This window comes from Hominimerdicola alba, assembly GCF_900112155.1.
In the GTDB taxonomy this organism is placed as follows: Bacteria; Bacillota; Clostridia; order Oscillospirales; family Ruminococcaceae; genus Hominimerdicola; species Hominimerdicola alba_D.
Genome location: NZ_FOKQ01000020.1, coordinates 1 through 13,101, shown reverse-complemented (window position 1 = coordinate 13,101; position 13,101 = coordinate 1). Strand labels below are relative to the sequence as shown.

Below are 13,101 nucleotides of genomic sequence, written 5' to 3'. Positions count from 1 at the left end.
GCCTCGCAATGTATGGATATGAAAGGGAAATACTATGAAAAACACAAACATCAGGAGCAGTCTTGTAAAAAGACTTGCAGCAAGCGGTATATCTATCTGTCTTGCAGTTTCGGCACTTCCGACAGCGGTTTATGCAGAAAGTAAGGCCTCAAATTCTGTCATCAAAATGACAGAGGTGAATGAGATAAGCTACAATGAGACACTTGAAGATACTCATAACCCCTACAGAGGTTTTTATCAGGCTTATGAGATCAGCTACAAGCGCGATAGTTCCAACTGTAAAGCTCAGGCTTCTACTTTGGAAGATATTGACGGTATCGCTTCTAAATATCAGCTCGTACATTTGCTTATTGACCTTTCTGATTTCTCCGAGCAGAACAGAAAGGGTGAAAACCCTGTAAAACATTCCGCCAACGCTTATATCGATTCTACCAAGGACGATGTTGAAAAAGCGCTGGGAGAGCTTCTGGCTAGACTGAGAAAAAACAATCAGAGCGCTGTTTTACGCTTTGCTTATGACTACAAATACAGGGGCAAAACATCTGATGGTGTTGACGAAGAGGGCAATCGCTATTACAGAACTGTATGGGAACCCACTGATGACAGTTTTATAGAACAGCATCAGGAAAAAGTCGGTGCGGTCATCAGCCGGTACACCGATGTTATCGCCGCTGTTGAATGTGGTATCATAGGTCCCTGGGGTGAGATGCATACCTCAGACCGCACAGATGCGGCAAGCGAGAAAAAGATAATCGGAAAATGGCTTGAGGTACTGCCGGAGGATCTGACAGTCAACGTCCGCAAGCCAAGCGATTTCTGTGCATGGAGCGGTGTAGATTTGGAAAACATCGATAAGTACACAGCCAAGGCGGGTACCGATGCTTACAGGATAGGTCTGTACAATGACGGCTATCTCGGTTCGGTAAGTGATCTGGGCACTTATGAGGACAGAAACAAAGAGATAAAATGGCTGACGACCCAGACCGACCACACACTTTTCGGCGGTGAGCTTGTTCTTTGGGACGATGAAGAAGGCGGCACTCCGCTGAATAATATTGCTTATTTTGAAAAAGAAGGTTTCAAGACCCACACCTCATACCTCAACAAGGACTGGCACGATGGTGTAATGGACGGTTTCAGAAGCACCACGTATAATGGCGGTGATTCACTCTACAATGGTAAAACTTCCGAGTTTGAATACCTCCGCAACCGCATGGGATACAGGTTCGTGGTACGGGATGTACAGATGACAACCGAACTTTCTACCGATGAGAATTTTGCACTTGAAACAACTATTGAAAACGTAGGCTTCGGCAACCTTTTCAAAAATGAACAGACTTCAGTTATCATCAAGGGCAATGGTCTTGAGAAAGAGTTCAAGCTGTGGGATCTCGATGCTGACAAGGGTGAAAAAGCTTCAAACTACGATGCTGGAAAATGGCTCAGCGGTACTTCACTTACCGACAGAAAGTCGAATATTTTGTCAGCCGAACTTGATCTGCCTGACGATATGCCCGAGGGCATTTATAAGGTGTATATCAAGATAGCCAACAGAAAAAGCGGCGAGGGCGAATACCCGATACGTTTTTCAAATGAGGGCAGCAATGTATATGACACAAAGCTTAAAGCAAATTTTGTAGGCAGCTTCAAGGTAAATACACTGATCGAAGATGATGTACTCACATATCCCACAAATATCAAGGCCACATACAGCGAGAAATATCATCAGGTAAGATTTACATGGGACAAAGTAGAAGGTGCTGACAGATATGGCATAGCAGTATATATGGCAGGGAAGTGGAGAGTTCAGACACAGAATATCACCGACACAGTTTATACCTCTCCAAAAAATCTCACCCCCGGTATGACTTACAGGGTCGCAATTGCTGCGAGAGTGAACGGCAAATGGGATACTGTAAATGCTATCAAGCATTTTGGTACAGTTACTATAAAGTGACAGGCTGAAATTGATCCTGTTTTAAATATGTTAAACGCATAACGCCCTCCGGGATACATTTTCGTATCCGGAGGGCGTTATTTCTTTTGACAGTTTAAAGATCTCTATCGTTGTAAACTTGCTTGTTCGGTTGTAATTAAGTCTATCACTTTATGGTTACTGTCACAGCGTTTTTGATAGCGTTTGCAGTATCCCAGCTGCCGTTAACTCTTGCAGCAACAGCAACTTTGTATGTCTTGCCCGGGGTCAAGTTCTTGGGAGAGGTGTAAACTGTACCTGTTATGTTCTGTGTCTGAATTCTCCATTTACCTGCAAGATAAACAGCTATGCCGTATCTGTCGGCGTTTTCGACTTTATTCCATGAAAATCTCACCTGATGATACTGCTCGCTGTATTCGACCTTGATGTTAGTTGGATATGTGTTGGTGTTTTCCGGGTTTTCGTTCTCGGTGCCAAGACGTTTGTAGGTGTTCTTGCCGTTGTTTTCTATGACAGCATATTTACCATCACCGCTGACAACAGTTTTGGGCGCATTAACATTTACCCATCCGTCACCATTTGGGAGATATGAATTTTCAGGCAGTTTTTTGAAATTTTTGCCAAGAGTGAGAGTGCTCAGCTTTTCGCAGAGAGTGAACATATCGTTCATATATATGGCACTGCTTGTATCAAAACTGCTCAGATCAAGGGAAGTCAGGCTGGTGCAGCCTGCAAACAGAGTGTACATCTCCTCGACATTATGTGTATCAAATCCGCTCAGGTCGATCTTTGTCAGGTTGTAACAGCCATTGAACATACTGTACATATATACAACATTGGCAGTGTTGAATCTGCTGAGATCAAGTCTGGTAAGACCAGTGCAGCCATAGAACATACTTCCCATATTTGTAACAGAACCGGTATCAAAACTGCTTACATCGATAGAGGTCAGCTTTCTGCAATTAAGGAACATACCGCTCATCTTTGTGACCTTGCCTGTATCAAAATTTCTCAGATCAATTGAAGTCAGACCCGTACAGCCGTAGAACATGGCGGACATATTTGTAACATTACTTGTATCAAAACTGCTCAGATTAATCGAAGACAGATTGGAACATCCATAGAACATATCCTCCATATTAGTGACCTTGCTTGTATCGAAACTGCTTATATCAAGTTTTTTTAGAGCAGAACATTCGGAGAACATGGAGTTCATATTGGTAACATTGCCGGTATCGGCTTTTGAAAGATCTATGGAAGTGCAATTAGTATAATAATAAAACAGCGTACTGCAATTCTGGGGAAGTATAGTTCCTTTTTCAGCAACTACAGATCTTACTTTTTCAGAAAGATCATAGCCGAATTCCTTTATTGCATCACGTTGTACTTCTCCTTTGAGAGTAAGCACACCTGTGGATTCATCAAAGGAATAGCAATCAGCTTCAACAGAAGCCGCCTGCGCGATCATATTCTGTGAGATAAAAGGCGCACCATAGCTTACTGTACCTGCTGCCATACAAAGCGACATTACTACTGCTAAAACTTTTTTTACCTGCATAATTATGCCTCCGGATCAATTAAGTTGGATATGTCGATATATCAATATAGAGTATTATATCACCCGAAAAAGCTTTTGTCAATATTTTTGACTTATTGCTTTTGCCTTTCGTGCTTATCCATAATTTGTTACGATATTATTGTACATTTTTGATAATTGTCCAACAATTGGACTCCTTATTACAATACCGTATTATATTCAATACTGTTAAGCCAAAACAAAAGCGACTGCCTTGATGACAGTCGCTTTATACTAGCCGATATGCTCAGTTTTGAGTTTTTTTGGAACTTAGCCGATGCTCCAGCTGTCCAGTGTTGCATTGCCGCTTGCTACGAAGTACAGATCCTTCTGACCGCTTACGGAACTAATAGCTGCAACAGTGTTTTCGCTCATAGAGCCGTTGAGCTCAACGTAGCCTATAACATTGCCTGTGGGGCTGCCTGTGCAAACCTTGATAACGGTGCCGTTGCCGGAACCCTTAACAGTGATGGTGTTTACACCCTTGCTGAAGTTAACGCCGCTTACCTTGATCCAGCTGCCTGACTTCATAGCTACTGTTGTGTCTCTGAGGCCGTTTACTACAACATCGTCGGACTGGTTGGACATTGTTTCAGCCTGAACAGTTGTGTAGGGGTCGAGCCACTCGATCTGAGAAACGCCCTTCATATCGCCGCTGCAAGAGAGCTTGCCGTTGCTGAATGTGCATTCATTGATCTGAGTAGAACGATAGTTACCGTCTGCGGAAAGCTGTCCGTTGCTGCTGTAGATCTTGATGTTTTCAGCCTTTACCTTACGGATAGCATACTGACGGCTGTGGTAAGCAACATAGTACTTGCCCTTGAAGTAGATGATAGAGTGGTGGTTGTTACCGCCGTTGTCTATTCTCTGTGAACCTGTGTTCTTGAATACATTACCTGAAAGCTTCCATGAACTTGCATCAAGAGGAGTCTTGGAAGTCATGTAAAGAATATCAGCACTGCCGAAGTTTACGCCGTTTATTGTCTGGTTTCCTACATCCCAGTTAGAGCAGTAAGAGTAATACCATGTATCACCGATCTTGATAACGCTGGAATCCTCGAAGAGGTAAGGAATGTTCATGGAAACGGGATTGCTTGCCAGAGAGATCATGTCATTACCCAGCTTAACTACACGGCCTGTGCCGGGAGTAGCTGCAGGAACACCACTCTTGCGTCCGCCGCCGAAGAAGAGGTAAGCTTCGTTGGTATTCTCATCGTAGTATACACCTGGGTCGAACATCCACTCAACGTTAGAGCAGTTGGGTGAGTTATGTGTAAGAAGTGCATGACCCAGAGGATCAGTCCAGGGACCTGTGGGGCTGTCAGCAGTTACAACGCCGATACCGCCGCCGCTGTTTGCGAAGTAGAGGAAGAACTTAGGCTTGCCGTTTATCATCTTCCAGCAAGCATCGGGAGCCCATGCAGCGCTTGCCCATGAGCAGCAGCCGTTCTGAGTTCTGCCGTTTCTTGCAGCTATCGGGATAGCACCGTGGTCTGTCCAGTTAACCATATCTGCAGTAGACAGGCAGTTGATTGTACCTGAGTTGTAGGTGTTTTCCTGATACTGACCGTCGTATCTGGTCTCAAATGCGTCATTGGTAGTGTAGATATAAAGTCTGCCGTCGTAAACCATCCAGCCCGGGTCAGCGCCGAAGCGTGTAGTCGAGATAGGATTGTTCTCGCCGTCATACTTATAGCTCTTGCCTATATTTACATTTCTGAATTTAGCTTCCATAGCGGATACATCAACAGCCTTTGCAGAAACAGGGAATTCGGTTATCTTCTTAGCGACAAACTGCTTGAGAAAATCGACATCATCCTTGTCAAATTCACCGCTCTTATCAACATCGGCTGCTTTCTCTGCCTGTTTGTCATCGAAGCCCTTGGAAAGACCTCTCTCAGCGAAAATAATATCATTTGCAGTGACAGCGCCGTCGCAGTCAATATCGCCCAGGATTATACCGCCCTTGGGCTGGTTGTTTGCATTGCTGTTGCTGCCGTCGGGTCCGAGAATGCCTGTGCCTGCTACCGCACCGATAACTTCATCAACGTAGAATGAGGTAGTAGAGCTGTCGGTCTCAACGTAGATCTGCATATTGGATGCGCCTGAAGGGAGCCTGTAGTTTGTGTTTGCAAGCTGTGTCCACTGACCCTTCTTGACTGTTTCGGTAGCGATCTTGTCATAATAGGTCGTGCCGTCAGAACCGTCATACTGAAGAGTGAAATGGAATGTATCAGTGCTGTCTCCATCGAGGTAGGTAACTATAGCACTGAAGCTGTACTCAGTACCTGCTTTGAAGTTACTGCCGAGCTTGTAGGAAGCACCGTTCCAGGCACTCGCTCTGTTAGTTACGTAAAGTGAGTTGCTGCCAACGAATGAAGTGTCGCTGCTTGAAGCTATGCTTGCAGAACCTCTTGACGAGAATCCGTCGGTAGTGCCTTCAAAGCCGAAATTGAAGTACCAGCCGTAGTCATTGGGCTGGTCGTAAACAGCGGCCTGCGCGATGACAGGGGCAGTATATTGCGGTACAGTTGCCGGAATACAGCTCAGTGCCATCAATACTGCCAGAAATTTCTTATGAGTTTTCATAATAATCTGACCATCTCCTTAAAAAGACCATAATTGTTGATTGACGATTGAAAATAGAATAGGCTAAAAAAGAATAGGCTTATTAAAAAAGAATAGGCTAATATAACATATAGTTATATATTCTAACTATATTGTACAACAATCGGGGCATGTATTTCAACCTACGATTTGCAGATTTGGTTGAGAAAATGCAGATTTGGTGTTTAATATTTTACGGGGATTGTGGGAAAGGTACATTTTTCATGGCTTTTGATTTACACAGTATGTTAGTTTGATACTAAATCTTTAGTGCGAAAATGGTATGGAATTACAAAATCAAATGATAATCCCGAAGTTGACGTATGGTGTCAGCTTCGGGATTTGTGTTATTTCTTTTTATCTTTAGCAGATATCACCATCTGAAACGAAAAACATATGGTTGTCATCGTTGACTTGACCCCCTATGTTATGATAGGAGTTTTCAGCCTCGCTTTATAATGTTTTTTATATTGCTCTTACGTTATTTGTTAACACAGCTGGAAAAGTATTTTCGTTTTACGCCCGTATCTTCATCGTCCTCATAGCATTGAGTATCGCAATAACCGATACTCCCACATCAGCAAAAACTGCCAGCCACATATTCGCTATGCCCAGTGCGCCCAGTACAAGCACCAGCGCTTTTACGCCAAGGGCGAAGACTATGTTCTCACGTACTATGCGGACAGTCTTTCTTGCTATCTTCATGGCGAGGGAGATCTTAGCGGGGTCGTCATCCATAAGAACTATATCCGCCGCTTCGATAGCCGCATCACTTCCCAGACTTCCCATGGCTATGCCCACATCTGCGCGGGTAAGAACAGGCGCGTCGTTTATGCCGTCACCCACGAATACCAGCGAAGAACCCGCTTGCTTTTCTTTTAGCAGTTCTTCAACTTTTTCCACCTTGTCAGCGGGAAGAAGTTCAGCGTAGACTTTATCAAGCCCCAGCGACTTTGCGACTTCCTGCGCAGTAGATTCAGCATCGCCGGTGAGCATTACTGTCTGTTTGACACCGTTTTCTTTAAGGCTCTTTATTGCCGCCGCGGAGGTCTCCTTGACTACATCGGAGATAACGATGTGACCTGCATATCCGCCGTCTGCCGCAACGTGTACCATGGTGCCCCTGCATCCGCATTCCGGTACGCTTACACTCTGACGTTCCATCAGCTTTTTGTTGCCCGCGTATACCTCTCTACCGTCAATAACAGCGCGTATGCCGTGACCCGATATCTCCTCGTCCGAGGAGATCCTGTTGTGATCAACTTCCTTGCCGAATCTCGCGCATACCGATCTTGCAATAGGGTGGTCAGAGTAGCTCTCGGCATGGGCGGCAAGGTCGAGAAGTTCGTCCTCGCCCATGGAATCGGTGTGTATCTTCGTGACCTCAAAACTGCCCTTTGTCAGCGTGCCTGTTTTATCAAACACAACAGTTTCGGCAGTTGCTAGGGCTTCAAGATAATTTCCGCCCTTTACAAGTATGCCGCGCTTGCTGGCTCCGCCTATTCCGCCGAAAAAGCTCAGGGGAACGGAAATTACCAGCGCACAGGGGCAGGAAATTACTAAGAATATCAGGGCACGGTGTATCCAGTCAGCCCAGCCGCCACCCAGTATCAGGGGAGGAAGCACCGCCAGTACCGCCGCCGCGATGACTACCGATGGCGTGTAATACCTTGCAAAACGGGTTATGAAATTCTCGGACTTTGCTTTTTTCGTCGCTGAATTTTCAACCAGCTCCAGTATCTTCGTAACGGTGGAATCCTCGTATTCCTTGGTGACTTTCACTTTCAGCAGACCGCTCTGATTGATACAGCCGCTTATTACATCATCGCCGACTTTTACCGAGCGGGGCAGGCTTTCACCTGTCAGCGCCGCGGTATCCACAGAAGAACTGCCCTCGATGATAACGCCGTCAAGAGGTATCTTTTCACCTGGCTTTACAACGATGATGCTGTCAAGCTCAACTTCCTCGGGGTCAACTTCTTCAAGCTGACCGTCCCTTTCGACGTTTGCGTACTCGGGACAGATATCCATAAGGTCGGATATTGACTTTCTTGATTTGCCCACAGCCACGCTCTGGAAAAGCTCACCTGTCTGATAAAACAGCATGACCGCCGAAGCTTCGGGATATTCGCCAACAAAAAGCGCACCCACGGTCGCCACGCACATAAGGAAATTCTCATCGAAAACCTGTCCGTGTATTATTCCGCGGACTGCTTTCCACAGCACATCATAGCCTATCACAAAATATGGCACAAGAAATGCTGCCAGCCTTAACAGGCTTTTTTCTTCAAGCGGGAGAAGTGCGGCTGTTACCAGCAGCACACCCGCCGCGATTATCCTTATCAGAACATTTTTCTGCTTTTTGGTCATGATGATTCTTCTTTCTTAGATGACTTAGCTGTCGGCTTATATTAATAAGTTATCAAAGGACTATCTGGCAGTCGGGCTCAACTTTTTTGCAGAGCTTTACTACCTTGTCCATCAGTGCATCCATGTCGGTGCCGTCGGGTACGCGCAGGGTCATTTTTTGGGTCAGGAAACTTACCGTGCAGTCCTCTACCTCGGGCAGATCCTTGATAGAGTTCTCCATTTTAGCGGCGCAGTTTGCGCAGTCCAGATCGATCAGTTTGTATACTTTTTTCATAACAGTCATTCCTTTCGGGATATTTATTTCAGCCCGCCGTAGTTGGTGAGCTTTACTTACTTTTCATCGGCGCTTTTGTGAAATTTCACCTGCCGCCCGCCGAAATTTGCGGCAAGGTCATAAATAATTATTCGGTTGATACTGAAGTTATTCCTTTGTAATTATCGCCAAAGCGCAGGGCATCCTGCCATCGACTATATCGAACTCAACATTCTTGTAACCGCCGTCGATGAAAAACTGCTTGTAGCTGTCTTCATCGAACTGCTTTGTGAAGTGTGCCCCCGCAAAGCTGAACAGCTTTATCAGAAGTTCGCTGTCGGGTCTGCTCATGTTGATATATGTGGGTATTATGACTTTTCCGCCCTTTTTGCAGACTCTCAGCAGTTCGTCGACCGCCTTGTATGGTTCGTCCAGCAGGTGGATCACATTTCCCGCAACTACGGCGTCGAAGTAATTGTCCCTGCATTTCAGCGCCATGATGTTGCACTTGCAAAGTCTGACATTTCTGAACCATCTAAGATTCTTAGCTGCCTGCCTCAGCATACCGTCCGAAAGATCGACGGCTGTGAGCCTGCCTGCTTTCTGTGCCAGAAATCTGCTTATTGAACCCGTACCGCAGGCACATTCCAGAACTCTGCTGCCCTCTTCGACGTATGAAGCGACTTTCGCGCCTGTGCCGTCGTAGCATTTTCTGTTGTAAAGCCGTTCAAAAAGGTCATATACACCCGCTATGTTGTCCCAGAAGCTCTTTTTCATTACTGTGACCTCCTGAATTCCGATCACTGTCTTTTTGTTTTACTGTCCGAAATTTTGGTCATTCAAGGATATGTTCCATGCCAAGTGCTAGTATGCTCCTTACGTGTTCGTCTGCCAGCGAATAGAACATTATCTTGCCGTCACGCCTGAATCTGACCAGCTTGCTGTTTTTCAGCACCCTAAGCTGATGTGAGCAGGCTGTGGGGGTTAGTCCCAGCAGCTGTGCCATATCCCCGACGCACATCTCGCTTTCGAGCAGTGCGTAAAGTATGCGTATCCTCGTGCTGTCACCGAACATCTTGAAAAGCTCGGCAAGGTCATAAAGCTCCTCGTCTGGCGGTGTTTCTCTTTCGAGCCTGTCGATATCTTCCTGGGAAAGCGCCAGATATTCGGGATTTTTGGATTCTTTCATCTATTTCACTGCCTTTCTGTTTATTCTTTTATCGATTGTTCATTGTAACATCTGAACCACTGTTCATATGATAACATATTTGCGGTTGTTTGTCAAGGGGTTTTTGAAATTTTTTTGAGGTGTGGTTTGGATATGGGATTGAACACAATCTTGAGAAATCTGTCAAAGAAAAGGGCTTTTTGGTCAAGCTTTTCGCGAAAAGTTCCTCGGACGGACGGCTCGATTTCGCGACAACAAACCAGCGTACACAGTAAATATACGACTATACCAGCAAAGTTTGATTTCGTGGAATGATAGCACTATCGGGCAGATATCTGTTTCAAGCGCTACAGAGTGAAATATCAGACATCTTCCAAGTTCACGAATTAACCAATCATTAAAATTCCAATACCGACATTGTACAATTCTTACAAAATATTTTTGATAACTTGTCAGATTTTCTTAAACTCTCTTGACAATTAATTCAACTTTATGTTATAATTAAACAAACATATTATCAGCAGAGCTTTGCAGAAAGTAACTGCGGAAAGGAGGGCTTTATGGACTTTCAGATGATAGCTGACAGCTTTGCAGAACCTACCTGTATAATTTCAGTTGAAAAGGATAATGATGGCGGATATCGTCAGATACGCATTGTGGCAGGCAATAAACTGTACATAAATAAAATCGAAGACCCTATGAATCAGGGCGTCGGAAAAGAAATTACCGATGGCTCCGAGGTACCCGAATTTTTCCGTAAAAGCAGGACCTTTGTGCCGAATTCACCCTATGAAGACTATCTGCCGAAAGAGATGGGCTTTGAAGAAGTCTGTTTTCGTGCTGCCGTGCTGAAAGTTCCTGTGCATACCTACGTACATCTCAACGGTCTTAATATATGGTTCGATATCTATGCGATGCCGCTGAGTATCGAGGACGGAGATATATGCTACTGCACTTACACTGTCATAGCTACTGCAAATTCAGAACTTATGGTAAGCTCGGCAAGCTCGGGAGTTTATGCTGAGAATGTTATAAAGACCTGCATAAAGCTCAACGGTTCAGATGATCTCAACGGAACGATGAACGATGTTATCAAGGATATACGCCTGCTTTGCAGGGCTGATGTCTGCACGATAGCACTCATCGACCCCGAAACCAAGGAAGCTTCGATACTTGCCACAAGTTTCGGCAAGGACTGCAAGGTCAAGCGTGTGACCCAGTTCAATGAATTCGGTGATATCGCCAAGACCTGGATAGATATGTTCGGCGAAAGCGACTTCATAGTCGCAAAAGATGTTGATGATATGGAATATATCCGCCAAAGGAACGTCTTCTGGTACAACAACCTCATGGCGGCAGGTGTGGACAGCCTTGTCATGTTCCCGCTGAGGTATGACGGCGTGATACTGGGCTTTATGTGGGCGACTAATTTCGCGGTGGAAGATACTATCCGCATCAAGGAAACACTGGAACTTACTACATTTTTCATATCTTCAAAGCTTTCAAACTGCCGCATGATGGAGCACCTTAAACAGATAAGCTACACCGACCAGCTCACAGGAATATCCAACAGGTTCGCCTGCACCGAGCTTATCGAAAGCCTTATTAAGCGCGGCGAAAAGTTCTGTATAGTTTCAATAGATATCAACAACTTCAAGAGCATCAACGACAGTCTTGGCTTTGATGCAGGCAACAGGGTACTGGCAAAGATAGCTTCCCGTTGGAAAAAGATAGCAGAAAAAAATCTTACTGCTACACAGGATCATATCGCGCGTATGGGCGGCGACGAATTCCAGCTTGTGATACAGGGCTACGAAAATGACGCTGCTGTCATACCTACTATCAAGACCTACGAAAATGCCCTCGGCAATTCGCTGACCATAGACGGCTGTGACCTTTATATAAGCGCAAGCTTCGGTTACTGCCTGTATCCCGATGATGCAGTGACCAGCGACAGCCTGATATCTTCGGCAAACGCTTCGATGAACGAGATAAAGCGTCTGAAAAACAGTCAGCATATCATGCGTTTCTCCCCCGAACTACTCAAAGAAGAACACACACTGGAGATAGAGCGCAAGCTGATATATGCCCTTGAAAACGACCTGCTTTATTTCAATTTACAGCCTCAGTTCGACCTAGACCACAAGCTTCGCGGTTTTGAAGCTTTGGCTCGTATGAAGGACAGTGACGGCGCAGTGGTATCGCCCGGCGAATTTATACCGGTTGCTGAAAAAGTTGGACTTGTTGACAAGGTAGACAGCGCTGTGTTCAGGCGGTCTGCAATGTTCATCGGACAAGTCATCCGCGAAACAGGTGCTGACATAATGCTCAGCGTGAATATTTCGGTACGTCACCTGATGAAGAACGATTTTCTCGATGAAGTCAAGGATATTCTGAGTTCCAGCGGCATACCCGCCGATCATCTGGAGATAGAGATAACCGAATCCATCATGATAGATTCAGCCGAAAAAGCCCAGCACTGCATAGAAAAGCTTCACAAGATGGGCATACAGATAGCGATAGACGATTTCGGAACGGGATATTCTTCCCTAAGCTACCTGAATAATTTCCCTGCGAACATACTGAAGATCGACAAAAGCTTCATCGACAAGATGAACACCAGCGACCCATCAAAGCAGTATGTTGCGGCGATAATCTCCATCGGGCATATAATGGGCTTTGAAGTAGTATCCGAAGGTGTTGAGGAGAAAGAACAGCTGGCGACGCTGAAACTTATCGGCTGTGATTACATACAGGGATTCATATGGGGCAGACCGCTTTCGCCTGAAGATGCTGAAAAGCTTATCAGGGAGAGTATGGCGAAATAATATATTTCGAATCAATAACAAAAAAACGAGGGGCTGTTGCAGCCCCAACAAAGAAAAAGACGCCTGACACACCAAAAAGGTAGTGCCAGGCGTCTCATTTTGTGGTATAATGTAATTGCAAATATAACATCAAACCAACGAAAGGATTGTACCACAAAAATGAGAAATTGTCAAGTGCGTCTTAACATGAATTATGAGATCTACATCGAAGAAAGCTCACCTGTCAGAGTATTGAGCAATGTTATAGATGAGATCTATCAAAAAGAAGAATACACGATAGTAAGCAAGTGGAATGGCGCCATACCCGAGGATATCATGATGAAGATACTCATCTACGGCTACATGAACGACTCTTTTTCAAGC

Annotated in this window: 8 protein-coding genes; 2 read left to right on the top strand and 6 right to left on the bottom strand. The window is 45.1% G+C overall.

Going from position 1 to position 13,101, the window contains the following annotated elements:
* Positions 1 to 34 precede the first annotated feature (34 nt).
* A complete protein-coding gene (locus BM265_RS19575; protein WP_081358439.1) occupies positions 35 to 1,957 on the top strand; it encodes a DUF4832 domain-containing protein in 1,923 nt (640 codons plus the stop codon).
* 145 nt (positions 1,958 to 2,102) lie between these two features.
* On the opposite strand, the gene BM265_RS11650 is transcribed toward BM265_RS19575, so the two are convergent.
* The 6 genes from BM265_RS11650 to BM265_RS11625 all read right to left on the bottom strand — a co-directional run bounded on the left by BM265_RS11650 (position 2,103) and on the right by BM265_RS11625 (position 9,931).
* Positions 2,103 to 3,494 carry a BspA family leucine-rich repeat surface protein gene (locus tag BM265_RS11650; RefSeq protein WP_074961997.1) on the bottom strand — a complete coding sequence of 464 codons (1,392 nt, stop codon included), beginning with the start codon at positions 3,492 to 3,494 and terminating at the stop codon, positions 2,103 to 2,105.
* Between the two features lie 288 nt (positions 3,495 to 3,782).
* Positions 3,783 to 6,101: a family 43 glycosylhydrolase gene (locus BM265_RS11645; RefSeq protein ID WP_074961995.1), complete on the bottom strand. Its 2,319-nt coding sequence runs from the start codon at positions 6,099 to 6,101 to the stop codon at positions 3,783 to 3,785.
* A gap of 534 nt (positions 6,102 to 6,635) precedes the next feature.
* Complete coding sequence (locus tag BM265_RS11640; RefSeq protein ID WP_074961993.1) at positions 6,636 to 8,489, bottom strand: heavy metal translocating P-type ATPase; 1,854 nt, start codon at positions 8,487 to 8,489, stop codon at positions 6,636 to 6,638.
* Between the two features lie 52 nt (positions 8,490 to 8,541).
* On the bottom strand, positions 8,542 to 8,763 hold the full coding sequence (locus tag BM265_RS11635; RefSeq protein ID WP_074833794.1) for a cation transporter: 222 nt from the start codon (positions 8,761 to 8,763) through the stop codon (positions 8,542 to 8,544).
* Positions 8,764 to 8,910: 147 nt separating this feature from the next.
* Entirely contained in the window at positions 8,911 to 9,519 is a 609-nt protein-coding gene (locus BM265_RS11630; RefSeq protein WP_074961991.1) for a class I SAM-dependent methyltransferase, read from the bottom strand.
* Between the two features lie 58 nt (positions 9,520 to 9,577).
* Positions 9,578 to 9,931 carry an ArsR/SmtB family transcription factor gene (locus tag BM265_RS11625; protein WP_074961989.1) on the bottom strand — a complete coding sequence of 118 codons (354 nt, stop codon included), beginning with the start codon at positions 9,929 to 9,931 and terminating at the stop codon, positions 9,578 to 9,580.
* 539 nt (positions 9,932 to 10,470) lie between these two features.
* Between BM265_RS11625 and BM265_RS11620 the strand changes: the two genes are divergently transcribed.
* A complete protein-coding gene (locus tag BM265_RS11620; protein ID WP_074961987.1) occupies positions 10,471 to 12,738 on the top strand; it encodes a putative bifunctional diguanylate cyclase/phosphodiesterase in 2,268 nt (755 codons plus the stop codon).
* Positions 12,739 to 13,101: the final 363 nt, after the last annotated feature.